At 64.2% G+C, this 16764-nt stretch carries 12 protein-coding genes; 5 read left to right on the top strand and 7 right to left on the bottom strand.

Annotated elements, in window-relative coordinates; all coding sequences use genetic code 11:
• Nucleotides 1-254: 254 nt before the first annotated feature.
• From RQH86_RS03880 to RQH86_RS03865, 4 genes are all read right to left on the bottom strand, one after another.
• Entirely contained in the window at nt 255-1334 is a 1080-nt protein-coding gene (locus tag RQH86_RS03880; RefSeq protein WP_311238245.1) for a DUF1376 domain-containing protein, read from the bottom strand.
• 351 nt (nt 1335-1685) lie between these two features.
• The gene (locus tag RQH86_RS03875; protein ID WP_311238244.1) at nt 1686-2336 is read right to left on the bottom strand and encodes a TraX family protein; all 651 of its coding nucleotides are present in this window, start codon (nt 2334-2336) and stop codon (nt 1686-1688) included.
• 139 nt (nt 2337-2475) lie between these two features.
• Nucleotides 2476-4320: a transmembrane repetitive protein gene (locus RQH86_RS03870; protein ID WP_311238243.1), complete on the bottom strand. Its 1845-nt coding sequence runs from the start codon at nt 4318-4320 to the stop codon at nt 2476-2478.
• A gap of 13 nt (nt 4321-4333) precedes the next feature.
• Nucleotides 4334-4933, bottom strand: a complete 600-nt coding sequence (locus tag RQH86_RS03865) for an NfuA family Fe-S biogenesis protein (RefSeq protein ID WP_055854241.1) — start codon at nt 4931-4933, stop codon at nt 4334-4336.
• Between the two features lie 87 nt (nt 4934-5020).
• On the opposite strand from RQH86_RS03865, the gene RQH86_RS03860 reads away from it, so the two are divergent.
• The 4 genes from RQH86_RS03860 (at nt 5021) to RQH86_RS03845 (ending at nt 8969) form a co-directional block, all read left to right on the top strand.
• Complete coding sequence (locus tag RQH86_RS03860) at nt 5021-5377, top strand: 4a-hydroxytetrahydrobiopterin dehydratase (protein ID WP_055854238.1); 357 nt, start codon at nt 5021-5023, stop codon at nt 5375-5377.
• Nucleotides 5374-5796 (top strand): energy transducer TonB, encoded by a 423-nt coding sequence (locus tag RQH86_RS03855; RefSeq protein ID WP_311238242.1) that lies wholly within the window; start codon nt 5374-5376, stop codon nt 5794-5796. Before RQH86_RS03860 ends, RQH86_RS03855 begins: the two co-directional genes overlap by 4 nt.
• Nucleotides 5797-6036: 240 nt before the next feature.
• Nucleotides 6037-6855 carry a zinc transporter ZupT gene (zupT, locus tag RQH86_RS03850; RefSeq protein WP_311238241.1) on the top strand — a complete coding sequence of 273 codons (819 nt, stop codon included), beginning with the start codon at nt 6037-6039 and terminating at the stop codon, nt 6853-6855.
• Nucleotides 6856-7163: 308 nt separating this feature from the next.
• Nucleotides 7164-8969 (top strand): DUF3300 domain-containing protein, encoded by a 1806-nt coding sequence (locus tag RQH86_RS03845; protein ID WP_311238240.1) that lies wholly within the window; start codon nt 7164-7166, stop codon nt 8967-8969.
• Nucleotides 8970-9134: 165 nt separating this feature from the next.
• Here the strand turns inward: RQH86_RS03845 and RQH86_RS03840 are convergent, their stop codons facing one another.
• A complete protein-coding gene (locus RQH86_RS03840) occupies nt 9135-10121 on the bottom strand; it encodes an RluA family pseudouridine synthase (protein WP_115553841.1) in 987 nt (328 codons plus the stop codon).
• A gap of 411 nt (nt 10122-10532) precedes the next feature.
• On the opposite strand from RQH86_RS03840, the gene RQH86_RS03835 reads away from it, so the two are divergent.
• Nucleotides 10533-14306 carry an Rne/Rng family ribonuclease gene (locus RQH86_RS03835; RefSeq protein WP_311238304.1) on the top strand — a complete coding sequence of 1258 codons (3774 nt, stop codon included), beginning with the start codon at nt 10533-10535 and terminating at the stop codon, nt 14304-14306.
• Nucleotides 14307-15072: 766 nt separating this feature from the next.
• Here the strand turns inward: RQH86_RS03835 and RQH86_RS03830 are convergent.
• Both RQH86_RS03830 and RQH86_RS03825 read right to left on the bottom strand, forming a co-directional pair.
• A complete protein-coding gene (locus tag RQH86_RS03830) occupies nt 15073-15720 on the bottom strand; it encodes a response regulator (RefSeq protein ID WP_055854221.1) in 648 nt (215 codons plus the stop codon).
• A gap of 209 nt (nt 15721-15929) precedes the next feature.
• Nucleotides 15930-16691, bottom strand: a complete 762-nt coding sequence (locus tag RQH86_RS03825; protein WP_311238239.1) for a sulfurtransferase — start codon at nt 16689-16691, stop codon at nt 15930-15932.
• Nucleotides 16692-16764: the final 73 nt, after the last annotated feature.

Raw genomic sequence — 16764 nt, 5'->3', positions numbered from 1 at the left:
AGGGGGGGTGCCCGTGGAACATTCACGCCGTACCGTCCCGATCCACACGACACGGCACAGACCCAATGGAATCAATGGTTTAGCGATGCCATGAGCACTGCCACGCCGGTTCGCTTTTTTGCCCCCGTGGAACCTTGGCAACGGCCGGGCCCAGCGGTTGCCCTTGCCCTGTAAGGCTTCGCGGGCGTGCTGAGGGCCAGGTGCGTGGAGCGGCACAACTGTGGTTGCGCGCAATTCAATGGGAGAACGGATCACTAGCGAGCCTCCTTCGCGGTGCCGGCCATGGTGTCCAGCGCTGCGATCGCTTCGCGTATGTCGGCTATGCGTTGGTCACGGGTCCTGTCGTCGATCAGCTCAAGGCGGTGATCGTTCTGCACCTGCAGGATCTTGTCGTCGAGTGCACGCCGCAGTTGCTTGGCCTCGTCGGCCTGCTGTTGCTCGGCTGTCTTGATGTGCACGACGTTGCCAGGCTGGCCGGCTGACTCGGCTGCATCGTCGCGCATTCCGCGCGCTCGATTGACCACGTACCGAATTGGCTTGCCAGCCTTGCCTGCGGCTGCAGCCCGAATGTCGTTGGCTGTAATGCCCTCGGCCTTGGCCTGCATCAGGTCTGGATGCCCGTCGGCGCATTCGTTCCAGCCCATATCACGCAGCACGCGCGCCAGCTCAGCCGCGTCCTCTAGTGGTTTCTCAGCGCTCGTATTGTTTGGAGAAGAGGCTTTTAAAGCTCCCTTCCCTCTCCCTTCCCTCTCCCTTTCACTTCCCTTTCCCTTATTAGCCGTGACATGTGCGTGCCCCGTCACAGTGACTTCCCCGTGACTGTCGGCAGGCGCTTCCAGATCTGCTAGGTGCTCTCGCAATTTGCCGGTCGGCGTGTTGTATGGAAGGACAACGCCATAAGCTCGGAGTTTGCCGAAGATATCTACACGGTCCTGCCGCTCGCGCTCCTTACGTAGACGGTCGTTTTCACGCATGCCTTGAAATTCAAGGCGCTCAGTCCACGCTTGCGCAGCCTTGTCGGCGATCAGTGGGTGGTAGTAGCGGCCATCTTTGCAGAGGACAAAGCCTCGCATTGCACCGACTTTCAAGCGCTTCCACGCCCGCAAATTGCGTGCATACCCGGCGTAGCTGGCCAAGATTTCGTCGTCGTCAGGCAGGCTCGCGGCCGGCACCTCATGCCAGCACGCACACCAAAGCAGGATCGCCGCTCGGAACTCATCGCCAGTTGCCTTGATCGCCATCCCGCTATCGCGCAGACGGTTCACATCCAGCGGCATGTACGGCATTCCGCGCAGATCGACGTCGGGCGGCACCATCGGTTCGCGGGCCGTCATGAACGCCTCCGCGAAACTCGCGTTTCGTGTACCGAGCCATGAGGGTCGATACGCTTCGGGTGCTCAACTGGGGATATCGTGCCCTGGCCGGGCAACGTGGCTTTTTCTCGGATCACCGTGCGTTCCTTGCCGGCGTCCAGACTTCAACTTTTCGAGCACGGGGTTATGGCCCCGCGTGATAGATCAAAGGCTTAGCGTGTAAGCCAATGTATATTATGTCAGAACACCTCGGTTTCAGGACTAACATTCCTTTACCGGGCTCGGCGCGCTGACAGCCTTGCCATCACTGTTGACGCCCCGCATGAACTTCGGCGCCCTCGTGCCCCACATGCTCCTGACCGACTTTCCACGTCACACGTTTGCGTAAAATAGCCCCATCAGAAAAACAAGATGTCCCACGTAATAGAAATAAAACGCACTGCGGGTGCGCGGAATGGGAATGTTTATGCGTGCAAGCAACAGCAGAGGCAACGCCAATAGCGCCCAGAACGTATCGCTAAAGAAGCAAACTAGCGACACCGGCAGTACAAGCAACACCAGCGCAGAGATTCCTTTCGATAATCTCCATTGCCAAGGATTGCGCCAGAACACCCAGCCGCCCAGCACGACGGCCACGCCAGCCCATCGATAATCGACCGCTGCCGGTACAAGCAATACGCACACTGCCAAAAACGTCCATTGACGTCGTTCGATTGCCAGAATGCACGCAGCCGCTAACGCAAACGACAACAGCACATTCAGCGGGAATACGTTTTGAAATGCGATCGCCACCACAGGCGTTGCGATGATGCCCCACAGAAACAAGCGCTTGACCGATTTTTCGATATCGGCGTTAGGTTGAGCAAGGTTGTAGGCCAAAACCAGCGCAAACAACGGAAAGGCCACGCGCCCCAATTCGGCGATGCCTGGGACGTAGCCCAGCCCCAGAATCTTCAGGGCGTGATCGCCCGTCATAAAGACGGCAGCCAGCCATTTCAAAAACTCACGGCCGCCGCTGGTCATTGAGACCTTTCGCCTTGGTCGCCGCAAACGCCGTGGCACCCACCCACCAGCTGGAGGCGCATTGACGCACGCCGCTGATGTAAGCGAGTGCCCCGCTTCGCTCCATCGAGCTGTGCTGGACGCTCATCGTGCAGCACCCTCATTCGCCCTCACGGCGCACCGCCTCCTTGTCCTCCTGCAGCTCCCGCTTGAACGGTATATCCGGCGGCGGTCGCGCGGTGGCGGGCTGATCGTTGAGGTTGGGGTCGCTCAGGCCGCAGCCACCGCCGAATTGCAGCAACGACACGACGCAGCTGATCTTGGTGGTGGTGCCCGGAATCGGGATCTCGATCTTCTTCAAGCCACGGCGCACCCATTCCTGCAGCAGCGACTGGTTGGGCATCCAGTACTTATCCAGCGAGGTCGGCGTGTAGCCGTACGGCGGGCGCTTGAGCCAGGTGCCGCCTTGGGCGATCTGGTCGCGGGTCCAGGTGTCGGTGTCGCTGCCGGGCGGTCCGCGGTCGCCGGCTCCCTTGCCGGCATCGCCTGCCCCCGCCACGCGCACGCTGCCGTCACTATTGAACATGCCATCGCGCTGGCCGTTGGCGCCGGTGGTTTCGCCACGGCGGTTGCGGTCGGATTTGCTCCAGTCGTCGGCATTGGCAGCGACGTCCCAGCCGCCGCTGCGGTCCGCCGCTGCTGGCCCGGCAGCGGTATTGGTCGCGGGCTTGGTTGACGAAGACGCTGCGGCAGCGCTGTTACTGGACTGCTCTGATTTGGCCGATGACGCTGTTGCCTGCGGTGCGGATGTAGCGGGTGCCGGCTGCGGAACGGAGGCGGTCGCTGTCGATGTAGGCGGTGCCGACGTCGGTGCGGCAGTTGCCGGTGCGGTTGGCGGCACAGGCGCCGGCATAAGTGCCGGCTCCGGCACGTTGGGCAGTTCCGTGGTGCGCACCGCCACCTCGGGCATGCGTACGGTTGGAGTGACTTCCCTGGGACGCATCGTCGGTGCTGCAACCTGCGGCCGGTCCGGCACTACGACTTCGCGTTCGCGCACGGCAGGTGCATCGGCAGATCGCACGGCCACGGCTGCGGCCGGGCGCTGCAATTCGCGCAGCTGCGGCCGGTCGGTCACGGTCTGGATCTCGCGCTGACGCACCTCCACTTGCGGCGCGGTCGGCGTCATCGCTCGCGGCGCCACGGCGATGCTGGGCGGTGGAGGAACCACAAACTCGTTGGTGGCGACCGCAGTTTCGGTCACCTGCAGCGGTGATTCGATCGTCACTTCCGGCACCTGCACCGTCACTTGCGGCACCTCCGGTGTCACCGGCTCGCTGGCAGCGGCGGCAACCGGCTCCGGCGCGCTTTCCTGCGCCTGCGCAGCGCTGGTTGCATCGACAGGCTCGGCGGCAGCCTGCGGCGGTACCGATGCGGGCGTCGTCGGTTGTGCAGACTCACCAGGGGCCGCACCCGCACTGGCCTGCTGCGCGGCGGCAGCGTCGGCAGCGTCGGCAGACGCCGCCTGTGCCGCCTGTGCCGCCGCCGAAGGTTCTGCTTGCCCTCCCCCCTGCTCCGCTGCACCGTCACCGATGAAGGTCATGCGCACACGCGACTCTTCGCCCGGTTTGGTTTCGTCCGGCGCCCAGCGCACGGTGACCACCCAGATCAGCAGCGCGATGAAGCCGATGTGGATCAACAGACTACCCAGCAGCGCGAGCCAGTGTTGCCGGCGCTGATCGGTCGGGCGTGGCTCCCAGTGCTGCCACCACAGGCTGCGAAATGCCTGGAACGGCGTCAGCGTCGCGGCAGTGCCTGCGCCATGCGCAACTGACGGACGTGCCAACAGCACATCCATCACCTGATCGTCGTTGAACGGCGCCGCCGCGTCGTCGCGGTTGCGCATCCAGATCGCCCAACCGTAGGGCAGGCCGGTGCGCCGATCCAGAATGAGCTTGGCCGGCATGCGCGCGCGCAGCGCATGCAGCAGATCGGCAGCCGTTGTCACCGGTGACGCGGAATCAGGCCGCGCTGTCGCGCGGAATGTACGGTGCGTCGCCGGTGGCGTGGTCGGTGGCATCGCGCACCGCAATCACGCCGGGTACGCGTCCCATCAAGGTCTTTTCGATGCCCTGCTTCAGCGTGACATCGGCCATGCCGCAGCCGTGGCAACCGCCGCCGAAGCGCAGCAGCACCACGCCGTCGGCCGAGACTTCCTGTACGGCCACACGTCCGCCGTGCGATGCCAGCTGCGGGTTGATCTCGTTTTCCACCACCCAGCGCACGCGCTCCACCATCGAGGCAGAATCCGCCGGTGCTTCGCCCTTGATCTTGGGCGCCTTGATGGTCAACTGCTGGTTGCCGGTGGACTGGGTGACGTAGTCGACCTCGGCACCATCCACCCACGGCACGCTGGCGGCGGCCACATATAACGTGAAGCCATCGCAGTCGATGGCCCACTCGTCGCCGCTCAGGTCCGCAGGCTCTGCGAACTCAAGCCTGGCATCTGCGCGAGGGGTGCCAGGGTCCACCGCGCTCAGGCGAACGCCCATGCCGGGCACGCCTTCGCGTTCGATGAGCTTGCGGAAATAGGTTTGGGCTTTGTCGGATATCTGGATCATGCGGGTTATTCTACCGCTCAAAGCGCCCTCGCTCATGGAACACCGTGATCCTGGTGGGTGCGCCGTCCGCCATCCTGCGAGACCGTCATGACCGATCTGATTCCCCTGGAGCAGGCCCATTGCCTTCCGCGCAAGGGTAGCGACCACAAGCTTGGCGAGGCCCGCCTGGCCGAGTTGCTGCCGCAGATACCCGGCTGGGAGCTGGCCGAGGCCGGCATGGCCATCACGCGCACCTTCCGCTTTGCGGACTATTACCGCACCCTCGCCTTCGTGAATGCGCTGGCCTGGATTGCCCATCGCGAAGACCACCACCCCGATCTGGGTGTGCATTACGACCGGGTGGTGGTGCGTTATTCCACCCACGATGTGGGCGGGCTGAGCGAAAACGACTTCATCTGCGCGGCCAAGACCGCGCAACTCTACGATCAGGGAGTCACTGCATGACCATTTCTCGCGCTGCCCTCGCCGGCCTGTGTCTGGCGGCCGGCCTCAGCGGCTGCGGCAAGTCACCGCAACAGGCTGCCGCGCCTGCGGTGGCCCCCACAGAGCTTGCTGCGCTGAAGACGCCGCCGCCTGAGTACGCACCGGAGCTGGCCTGCGCCGGGGTCGGTGGCACCACCGTGCTCAGGGTCGTCGTCGGTACCGAAGGCACACCGACCGAGGTGGCGGTGACCCAGAGCAGCGGCCAGCCGGTGCTGGATGACGCTGCACAAAAGCGTGTGCGCGAATGGAAGTTCAAGGCGGCCACCCGCAATGGCCAGGCCGTGCCGCAGACCATCCAGGTGCCGGTCGCCTTCAAGCCGCCGGTGCCGCGTCCGGACGAATGCTTCGCCATCGAAGAACGCGCGCGCCGCGGCGGTTGAGCGCAGCCGTCAGCGTGCTGCAACGGCTCTGACTCAGCGACGACGGGCAAGACGCTCTACGCCGCGATGCATCGCTCATCGACACCGCTCGCCTTGGCCGGTGGTTGCACATGAACGTGCGGCTGTCTTCGACACCACGCCTTCGTCATCCATGCCTGACCATCCTGCTGCCGCCAGTGGTCGCGTGATTGCGCTGAGCACACCAGGATCGCTTCCCACTCCACGAGGTCGTCGCGTCGCATGCTTGAGGTGTCATCACAAAACGTCTGGACCGCGCTGGCGGTCACCTTGGCCGCGGGACTTGCCACCGGCCTCGGCAGTCTCATGGTGGTGTTCGCCAAAAAGCCCAATCCGCGCCTGTTGGCGTTCGGGTTGGCATTTGCCGGTGGCGCGATGGTGTACGTGTCGTTGTCGGAGATCCTCAACAAGTCGATCGCTGCATTTTCCAACGCCTACAACGACAAGCTGGGCTTTACCTTCGGCACGCTGACCTTTCTGGGCGGCATGCTGCTGATCATGGTGATCGACCGCCTGGTGCCCAACCCGCACCAGAGCCTGTCCACCGACGACCCGCAATTTCGCGACGACAACCGCGCCTACATTCGTCGTGTCGGCCTGATGACCGCCATCGCGATCACCGCGCATAACTTTCCGGAAGGGCTGGCGACGTTCTTCGCCACGCTGGAAAGCCCGGCAGTGGGCATGCCGTTGGCATTCGCCATCGCCATCCACAATGTTCCCGAAGGCATCGCGATCGCGGTGCCGGTGTATTTCGCCACGCGCAACAAGTTCTATGCCTTCGGCGCCAGCCTGCTGAGCGGCCTGGCCGAACCGATCGGCGCCGGCATCGGCTATCTGGCGCTGTCCAACGTGTTATCCGAAGCGGTGTTCGGCACGGTGTTCGGGTTGATCTCCGGGGTGATGGTGTTCCTGGCGCTGGACGAACTGTTGCCGGCGGCAAAACGCTACGCACAAGGCCATGAAACGGTCTACGGCTTGGTATCGGGTATGGCCACGCTGGCGATCAGTCTGGTGTTGTTCCGCTTCGCAGCGCCGTGAGGCGTGGCGCGCCGGTCGCGAGCAACAACCTGTGCTGCTTGTTGTGAGAGCTGAGGTTTTCCGCATGCAAGCATGGTCCGGGCCGACGCCGCTGCTAGGCAACGTGCGCGCGTGCCACCAAATACTGCCCTGACGTTGTAACGCACAGGCGGCCTTGCGCACGCTCTGCGGCGCTGCGATTCGTCAACGCGCAGTCCTGCTGAACGCTGCCGTGCCAGGCCATTACCGGCACCACGTCAGCAAGCTTCCAGACATCGAATGCGGCGCATCGTACGCGCGTCATCAACGCGCACACAGCGAGGTGCCGTATGCAACCATGGTCACAGGGGCGCATTGGCTTGGCGCTGGCAATCGCATCCAGCGGCGCCTTGGCACTGGTCGGCTGCCAACGCACCGTACCTTCGGCAACCGCAGCGGTTCCAGTCGAACTACCCGCCTCCACAGCCCCCGCCTACACGCCGCCGACGGCCGATCAGCTGTATCGGTTGGTCGCTCCGATCGCCCTTTTTCCGGACAAGCTGTTGGCCCAGACCCTGGCGGCCTCGGTCTACCCGGATCAGGTGCTCACCGCGCAGGACTGGCTGCACAGCAATCGCAACTTGGCGGCCACTGACCGCGCGCAGGCCACGGTGTCGCAGCCGTGGGATCCCAGCGTCAAGGCATTGACCGCCTTCCCCGATGTGGTGGACCAGCTGGCCGGCAATCTCGATTGGACCCGCGCGCTCGGCGATGCGTACGCGCATGACCCCAACGATGTCCTCAACGCGGTGCAGATCATGCGCCAGCGCGCTCAAGCCAGCGGCCACCTGCGCAGCACGCCGCAACAGCAGGTCCAGGTGGCGCGGCATGTGGTGGTCACGCCGATCCTGGATGGCGAACGTGTTCCGCCGCCGTCGCAAGTCATCACCATCGAACCCGCGCAGCCAGAGGTGGTGTACGTGCCGCGCTACGACCCGGGTGTGGTCTACGGCACGCCGGTCGATGTCTATCGCGACTATCGCTATCGCCCGGTGCGCTGGTACGACCAGGGCGACGTGGTAACCACCGGGGTGGTGTCGTTTGGCATCGGTGTGTTGGTCGGCAGGGCGCTGGAACACCACCACGGCTGGTTCGGCTGGGCCGCACCGGCACCGGCGTGGCACCACTGGGGTTGGAACAGCTGGGGCGTGGACTGGAACGCACCGCCGGCCGCACCGCATTACGTGGTGTACCAGAACCACGTCTATGCACCGCGCACCACCATCATCAACAACCGCAGCACTTATATCGACGCGCGCTCGTACGTGCGGCAGAACCAGCGGTATGGGCCCAACAGCACTGCGGCATCTACGCCGGTTCCCGGACTGACGCCGACAGGGCTGCCGGTCAACCGCGCGGCCTTGCCGGTCGCCGCGGCAGCAGATGCGCAGTCGCTCAGAAACCTGCAGCGCCCCAATCGCATAGCGCCCTCGCCCGCCAACGCTCCACGTCCGCCCGACTATGCGCACTTGTCAGCGCCGCATTTTGACCGGCAGATGCTGCAGCCTGGCCGCCCAGTGGCAACGCGTGCTGCAGCGACGATGCCGGCAAATATGCCGTCGCAGGCGCAGACAACGTTACGCGCAACGAATATCCCCGCACCGATGCTCGCCTCTGGCGCGCATTCGGCGGTCCGCATATCCGCGGCACCGGTTGCACAACAGCGCATGGCGCAATTACAGCCGCTGCATCAGGCGAGCACTGCGGCCCGCCTGCCGGCGTTCGAGCAGCCCCGTTCGGCACCTCCAGCACTCACTGCGCACGCTGCGCTTGCCAACCGCGACCCACACGATGTCAATCATCGTGCGCCAACAGCGGCGCAATTCCAGTTTCCACAGATGCACGAGCAGCAGCGGACTGCGCCACCTCAGCAAGCTGCCTTGGCGCCACCGCAACGGGTGGAACGTGCGCAGTCACTGCCGCCGCGCCAGGAGCCGCGGCCGATCCCCCAGGCCCAGCCGCAACAGCACCCGCAGCGCATGGTTTCCTTCGCACCTCCGCGCCCTACTCCTGCCCACCCGGCAGAAATGCATGCGCAACGTCCGCCCGCTCGTGCACAGGCACCACAGCATCGCGACCATCATCACGACAGCTAAGCGTGGCTGACAGAGCTTCGACGCAGTGGCCGGCTGTGACGGCCGCTGCCCTGGAGCGGCTCACCAAGCCGAAACAGCAGCAGCACCGCCGATGTCCTGTTGAACGACGGTCATCACGTGCCAGGTACGCGAAACGAGAGGCGCGCGCAGCCTGAAATAGCTATGTCAGCGCCCCAGCCGATCCAGCGCCTCGGCCAGCTCCGGGGCCAGCGGCGCGCTCAGCACGTAAGGAGTCTTGCCCGCATCCAAGGCGAACTCCAGCGAGGCCGCATGCAGGAATAGCCGCTTCAGACCCAGCTGATCGCGCAGGCGCTTGTTGACCTCGGCCTCGCCATATTTATCGTCGCCGGCGACCGGGTGGCCAAGGTGCTGGGCATGTACGCGGATCTGATGAGTGCGGCCAGTTTCGATGCGCACTTCGCAATACGAGTGCCCGCCGCGCCGTTCCAGCAGCTTGAAGTGGCTCAGCGACGGCTTGCCGATCGCATTGACCTGCACATGCCGCTCGCCGCCCTGACGCAGGCCGATATGCAACGGTGCGTCGACGGTCATGACGCCGTCCGGCATCCGCCCCACCAGCAAGGTCAGGTAGCGCTTGGTGATGCCGCGCCCTTCGACGCGATCGTCCTCACGCATCAGCGCCTGCAATTCGGTCAGCGCGGAGCGTTTCTTGGCCACGATCAATAGGCCGGATGTATCGCGATCGAGCCGGTGCACCAGCTCCAGGGTCTGGTTCGGGCGGAGCGCGCGCAAGGTCTCGATCGCGCCAAAGCTGATGCCGCTACCGCCATGGCTGGCGACGCCGGTGGGCTTGTTGAGCGCCAGCAGGCGCGCGTCCTCGAACACGATCGACGCCTCCAGCCGCGCCATAAACGAAGACGGCGGCGCTGCCTTGTCGCCCTCCTCGTTGACGCGCACCGGTGGAATGCGCACTTCCTCGCCGCCTTCGAGCTTGCGCTCGGCCTTGGCACGCCCGCCATTCACCCGCACCTGGCCACTGCGGACCAGCTTGTAGATCAGGCTGCGCGGCGCACCCTTGAGCTGGCCGAGCAGAAAATTATCCAGCCGCTGCCCAGCGCGGTCTTCCGGAACTTTGAGAATACGCACGCCCACACGGTCGGCGGGCGGCTTGGGGGGCTGGGGGTCGGTCATCCGGCTCTTTATTCTGTTACACTCGGCGAGCGAGATAAGGGTTTGATTTCGTTGGAAGTTGATAGGCCAGAAGCCTGACTTCCGATGATTCCGGCACAGTGCGCGACCACCGCCCCAGGGGCGGCCATGTTAGCGGCTCACCGGCCTACCCGGCCATCGCCGGCGGTTTTTGACCGTTGCGCTGAACATGTCCCGTGCGCTGCCCCGGTCCATCCGGACGCGGCTGCCGGCCCTGAAACACCTATAAAACTTAAAGACAAGCGCTCCCGCGGCCTGCCGTGGTGTTGCAGCGCTGGAAACCCTGGTCAGGCCTGTCCGCGCGTTGCGCGAAGGGCCGACAAGCTGTTCCAGAGGCGAAACGTCACGGCGTTCCGCGCGGTAGAGCGCGTGAGGAACGCAACAATGAAGCGAATGCTGATCAACGCAACGCAGGCAGAAGAACTGCGCGTGGCGATTGTGGACGGCCAGACCCTGTACGACATCGACATCGAACAGCCGTCCAAGGAACAAAAAAAGTCCAACATCTACAAGGGCCGTATCACCCGGCTTGAGCCCTCTCTGGAGGCGGCGTTCGTGGACTATGGCGCCGAGCGCCATGGCTTCCTGCCGTTGAAGGAAATCTCCCGCGATTACTTCCAGGCCGGCGTCGACCACAACAAGTCGACCATTCGCGAGCTGTTGCGCGAAGGCCAGGAAATCGTGGTGCAGGTCGACAAGGAAGAGCGTGGCAACAAGGGCGCCGCCCTGACCACGTTCATTTCGCTGGCCGGCCGCTACATGGTGCTGATGCCCAATTCGCCGAGCGCCGGTGGCGTGTCGCGTCGGATCGAAGGCGAAGACCGTGCCGCGCTGAAGGAAGCGCTGGACAAGCTCGATATCCCCGACGACATGGGCGTGATCATCCGCACCGCCGGTGTCGGCCGTGACGCCGAAGAACTGCAGTGGGATCTGGATTACCTGCTGCAGACCTGGAAGGCGATCGCCGAGGCTGCGCTGAGCAAGCCGGCCGCGTTTCTGATCTACCAGGAATCGCGCCTGATCATCCGCGCACTGCGCGACTACCTGCGCGCCGACGTCGGCGAAATCCTGGTCGATACGCCGGAGCTGTATGCCGACGCCCAGGAATTCATGAAGCAGGTGATGCCGCAGAGCCTGCGCAAGCTCAAGCACTACACCGACGACATTCCGCTGTTCAACCGCTTCCAGATCGAATCGCAGATCGAAGGCGCCTACGAGCGCAACGTGCGGCTGCCGTCGGGCGGCTCGATCGTGGTCGACCAGACCGAAGCGCTCACCGCTGTCGACGTGAACTCCTCGCGCGCCACCAAGGGCAGCGATATCGAAGAGACCGCGTTCCAGACCAACCTGGAAGCGGCCGAAGAAGTCGCACGCCAGCTGCGCCTGCGCGACCTCGGCGGCCTGGTGGTGATCGACTTCATCGACATGGCGTCGACCAAGCACCAGCGCGAAGTCGAAAACAAGCTGCAGAACGCGCTCAAGTACGACCGTGCACGCGTGCAGCTGGGCCGCATCTCGCGCTTCGGCCTGATGGAAATGAGCCGTCAGCGCCTGCGTCCGAGCCTGGGCGAGTCCAGTCAGATCGTCTGCCCGCTATGCGATGGCCATGGCCGCATGCGTAGCGTGGAATCGCTGTCGCTGTCGATCATCCGCGTGGCCGAAGAACACGCCATGAAGGAAAACACTGGACAGGTGCTGGTCCAGGCCCCGGTGGAGATCGCCAATTACCTGCTCAACGAGAAGCGCAGCGCGCTGCGTGAGATCGAGCAGCGTCACGATTCGCCGATCATCATCGTCGCCGACGAGCAGTTGCGCACGCCGCACTACGAAGTCACACGCCTGCGCGAAAACGAGTTGGGCGAAGACAGCGGCAAGCCCAGCTACCAGCGCGGCACGCCGCGCAAGTTGCCGGTGCATGCGCTGACCAAGGCACAGCTGAACATTCCGGCAGCGCCTGCGGTGACCTCGATCAAGCCGAGCCAGCCGGCTCCGGTGCGTGAAGAGGCCCCTGCCCCGGTCGCACCGACTCCCGCACCGGCCCCGGTCGTGACTGTGCCGATTCCGGCACCGGTCACCGGTGTGGTTGGCTGGCTGAAGCGCATCTTCGGTGGTGTCGAGCCGGTTGCTCCTGCAGCCGAGTCGAACCAGCGTCCGCGCCAGAACGATGCAGGCCGCAATAATCGAAACGAGCGCGGCGAGCGTGGCGGTCAACGTCGCGACGGTCGCGATGCCCGCAACGGCAACGGTGGCAATCAGCAGCGCGGCAACGGCAACGGTGCCAACAAGGAGCGTCGCGACGAGCGCCGTCAGCCGGCCAATGGCCAGAACGGCCAGGCCGCACAAGCTGGCGCCCAGGCCCAGCAGCAGGTGCAGGTACCCAAGCCGCCGCGCAACGAAGCGCAGGCACCGAAGCAGCAGCAACAGCAACCACAGCAGCAGAAGCCCAAGCAGCAGAACCAGACGCCGCGTCCGCCACGTGCACCTGCACAGCAGGACGGCGTGCCGTCCGAACGGCAGCCGCGCCCGGCGCGTCAGGATGAGGAAGGCACAGCTTCGGCACAGACGCTGACGTCGACCGCAGCAACGGCAACCACCTCGACTGTCGTTGCGGCCATTGCCGACACCGCTGCACCTGCCAACACACAAACCACCGCGAACGAAGCCAATCAGGCCCATCCGGTCGACGTTGTGGTGAGCGAGTCCACCGCCGATCACGGCGTCGACGCGAGTGCGGATGGCCAGACCCAGGACGCGTCGGGCGACGATGCGGCCAATGGCGAAGGTGGAAGCCGTCGTCGTCGCGGCCGTCGTGGCGGTCGTCGTCGTCGTCGTGGCGCCGGTGCAAATGGTGAAGGCGGCAGCAACGCCGATGGTCTGGAAACGGACGATCTGGACGGTGATTCAGACGGCGATCTCGATGGTGACAACGAGGGCGACGAAGCCGGTACGCAGAACTCGGCATCCGCCGCTCCGCGTGCAGGCCAGCCGGAGTTCGACTTCGACGATGACGCACCGGCCCCGGCCGCCCGTACCAGGCCCGAGACCACTGCAGCGGCAGCGCCGAAACCGCGTCCGGTTCCCAAAGAACGTGCGGAAACGCAATCGGACAGCGACATGACGTCGACCACCGCGCCGGTCTCGAACGCTGCATCGTCGTTCGCACAGCAGGCATCGGCACCGGTTGCCGATGCAGCGGACCGAGCACGCGATGGAGCAACAGTGGCGGCTGCGCCGGCGGCACAGCCGACCGTTGCGGCTCCGGCAATTGCACCGTCCCCGGTTGTCCCGACAGCTGCGGCTTCGGCACCTGCCCCGGTCGTCACGCACGCTCAGGTTGCTGACGCGACCTCGGGTGACGCTCCGGCTGCGGTTGCATCGACCGCTGCCGCCCACACGGCAGCGGCTGCGATACCTGCAACTGCAACGCCCAACGCTGAGGCAGCCCACGCTGCACCGGTTGCGGTTACCAAGCCTGTCGAGCCCTCTGCCCCAACCGCGTCGGTGGTCGAAGCGACGGTGGTCACGCCGGCCAAGCCGGTGCCCAATGCATCGGCTGACACTGCGACTGCGGCACCGTCGGCCGATGCGCAGGCACGTGCTGTTCCAGCGGTCGCTGCAACGCCTGCGGTGCAATCGGAGTCCGTCACGCGTGCGGTGCAATCCGAGCCCGTGAAGTCGGCACCAGCAACGCCTGTTACCGAGCAACAGACGCCTGCAGCAACGGCAACATCTGCGGCACCGGCCGCCGTGGTCACAGCCGAGGCGCCGCATGCCGAGCCGACCAATGCGGTCAAGCCCTCGGTCGATGTCGCTGTGACATCCACCGCCACGGTCCCGCAGGCCGCCGCAGCATCGGACGATGCGCAGGCAGCTCCGGTGCGCAAGCCGTATGCCCCGGTGCAGACGACCATGCTGGACGCGCTGGCTCCCAAGGCCGACGCAACACCTGCGTCGTCGGCGGCTGCAACGTCGGTACCGCACAAGGCGCCAGTGCAGTCGACGCCAATAGCACCGCAGGCAGCTGTACAGGTGCAGGAACAGGCGGCCGACAAGCCGAAGCCGGCCGTGGTCGTCTCCGAAGCCGCAAAGCCTGCAGCGCCTTCAGCTGACGCCGGCACTGGGTCGGCACAGGAAGACGACACCAACAAGCCGCGCGACGATCACTGATCGTTGCAACGCCTGGTCGATCTGGCCCGAATTGCTCAGGCCAGGTCTGCGTCAAACACGGCGGCCTTCGGGCCGCTTTGTTTTTGTACGCAATTCGCCACGACAACACCGATGCAACGCGTCGAACTGGATGCATTCCCGGTTCAGGCAAATGTTCAACGCAGCGTCGATTGCCTGGTGCTCGCAAGGACATGTTGTCCCCTCGCCCTGAGGACTTGACCAGTCTGCCCCCTAATCAAGTGGGCAAAGACCGGGCCCAACGGGAACGGCCTCGGCTTTATCCAGCGGTTTCAACGCTGCCTCGCATCAACGCGATCAAGAAATCCGGCAACCGGCAGTGCAGATGACGACTGCACATGGAGCGTCAATACAGCACCTGCGCAGCAGCAAGACACGCGCGGTTCCTGGTCAGCATCGGACGTGCACTGCGCAGCGGACAGGTCGGTGCGCCGCATGTCGATCAAGCGACGCTTGCAACCGCGCAGTTCGGCTGGCTGCAGTAGAGCAGTCGGTCCAGTTAGTTTCAGTCGCCTACGCCGGCCACAGGCTCGTCACACTGGCCCGCGGTGAGGCGGCGCTCACCGTTCTCACGCTATCCGCCCAGTCGGGGTCCTGCCTCACTTACCTGACGATTGCTCGCTACGGCTCGTTAGTCACATGGACTGCCATGCATAAACAGCGAACAGGCGCATAGACACTCAGGTCCACCGAATCACTCAACTACGCTCAACCAACGCGCAGAGGCGACTGCAGAGGGTGAAAATCGCTACATCGTGCGAGCAGGATCGGTCAGGCCGTATTGATTCGCCAGGCGTGCGAGAGCGATGTTGTCCTGGATACCGACTTTTTCGAACAAGCGCGCCTTGTGCGTATTGATGGTCTTGGCGCTGAGATTCAGCCGCTTGGCGATGTCTTCCTGCCGCAGACCTTGCGTCAGCAATAAGGCGACTTCCAGCTCGCGCGGCGACAAGGCGTCGAATGGCGAACTGCCACCCTCCAGATTGGACAGCGCAAGATTCTGCGCAATCGTGTTGCCCAGATAACGACGCCCCAATGCGACTTCGCGTACCGCGCGTAACAACTCATGCGCGTCGCCGCCCTTACCCACATAGCCGGACGCGCCAGCTTCTAGCAGACGCTTCGGCAACGGGCCATCTTCCAGCACCGAGACGATGATCACACGCGTGCCGTAATCGCCCTTGACGATGCGCTCGGTGATTTCCAGGCCACTGACACCGGGCAAATGCAGATCACACAGCACGATATCCGGCTTGAGCTGACGAACCTGCGGCAATGCCGCCTCGCCGCTCTCTGCCTCACCCACGACATCGACGTCCACTTCCTTGGACAGGATCATCTTCATGCCGGTACGCACGAGTGCATGATCGTCGATCAGAAAAACTCTGATGGTCATCCTTGTTGTCCTCGCTGTGCGGCTGGCTGGTGCAGACTAGCTCCGTGAATAATTCAGGGCAAGCACGATGCGACGTATTACATTCAAGTTAGAGCGAAAAGTTCGCTCTTTTGCGTGTAACCACACGTGCCTGGTGTGACATTGCAATGTGTTCGCATGATGCAAGCGCCCGCAGGACCGGCTGCATCGGGCAATACAGCCGCGTCCGGTCAGACTTTTCCCGGTTCTGTGGTCCGCGCATCGTCCACCAGCGGGCGCAATGCGGGATCGAGTGCGACGCGCTCGTCGAACACGAAACAGCGGCCGTCATAGCCTTCGCCACCGACTTCTTCGAAATAGCCAAGAATTCCGCCTTCCAGCTGCAGCACGTTATCCATGCCGTCGGCCTGCATCCATAGCGCAGCCTTCTCGCAACGGATGCCGCCGGTGCAGAAGCTCACCACCGTCGCATCGGCCAATGCGGCACGATGCGACGCGAGTGCTGCGGGCAACTCGGTGAACTTGTCGATCGGCAAGGTCAACGCGCCCTGGAACGTGCCATAGGCCACTTCCTGCGCATTGCGCGTATCCAACAGCACCAACGGGCGCCCCCGGTCATCTCGTCCGTTGCGCATCCACTCGCGCAGCACAGCAGGCGTCACCGTCGGCGCACGGCCTTGCAGCGGCGATGCATCGTCGCGACGGAAGCTGATGATCTCCGGCTTGACCCTGACCTTGAGCCGCGCAAATGGCTGCTGCGTGCTCTGGCTGTACTTGATGCGCATCTGCGCAAACCGTAGGTCGGTCTGCAGCCAGCGATAAAACGCACCGATCCGCTCGGCGTCGCCCGCCAGAAACAGATTGATGCCCTCTTCGGCCACCAGCACAGAGCCCTTCAGCAGTTGCTGCTCGGCGTGTAGCAGCACGCTGTCTGCCAGCTGCTGGGGGTCCTGGACGGTGACGAATTGATACGCCGCGGTATTGGTGATCATCCGGGTATTTTAGGGTGCCCGATCCCGGGTAGCGAGCGCTTGTCGAACGATCCATCGCCCTGCAGGCAGCGAG

Origin of the sequence: Xanthomonas sp. WCS2018Noco2-27, assembly GCF_031843525.1 — a bacterium.
Classification (GTDB): Bacteria; Pseudomonadota; Gammaproteobacteria; order Xanthomonadales; family Xanthomonadaceae; genus Xanthomonas.
This window is presented reverse-complemented; position numbering and strand designations above follow the sequence as displayed.

Excerpts from the sequence above, each read along its gene's own strand:
- RQH86_RS03865 (WP_055854241.1), bottom strand. The coding sequence starts at position 4,933 with ATGATCCAGATATCCGACAAAGCCCAAACCTATTTCCGCAAGCTCATC.
- RQH86_RS03880 (WP_311238245.1), bottom strand. The coding sequence starts at position 1,334 with ATGACGGCCCGCGAACCGATGGTGCCGCCCGACGTCGATCTGCGCGGA.
- RQH86_RS03860 (WP_055854238.1), top strand. The coding sequence starts at position 5,021 with ATGACCGATCTGATTCCCCTGGAGCAGGCCCATTGCCTTCCGCGCAAG.
- RQH86_RS03825 (WP_311238239.1), bottom strand. The coding sequence starts at position 16,691 with ATGATCACCAATACCGCGGCGTATCAATTCGTCACCGTCCAGGACCCC.
- RQH86_RS03840 (WP_115553841.1), bottom strand. The coding sequence starts at position 10,121 with ATGACCGACCCCCAGCCCCCCAAGCCGCCCGCCGACCGTGTGGGCGTG.
- RQH86_RS03830 (WP_055854221.1), bottom strand. The coding sequence starts at position 15,720 with ATGACCATCAGAGTTTTTCTGATCGACGATCATGCACTCGTGCGTACC.
- RQH86_RS03875 (WP_311238244.1), bottom strand. The coding sequence starts at position 2,336 with ATGACCAGCGGCGGCCGTGAGTTTTTGAAATGGCTGGCTGCCGTCTTT.
- zupT (WP_311238241.1), top strand. The coding sequence starts at position 6,037 with ATGCTTGAGGTGTCATCACAAAACGTCTGGACCGCGCTGGCGGTCACC.
- RQH86_RS03835 (WP_311238304.1), top strand. The coding sequence starts at position 10,533 with ATGCTGATCAACGCAACGCAGGCAGAAGAACTGCGCGTGGCGATTGTG.
- RQH86_RS03845 (WP_311238240.1), top strand. The coding sequence starts at position 7,164 with ATGCAACCATGGTCACAGGGGCGCATTGGCTTGGCGCTGGCAATCGCA.
- RQH86_RS03855 (WP_311238242.1), top strand. The coding sequence starts at position 5,374 with ATGACCATTTCTCGCGCTGCCCTCGCCGGCCTGTGTCTGGCGGCCGGC.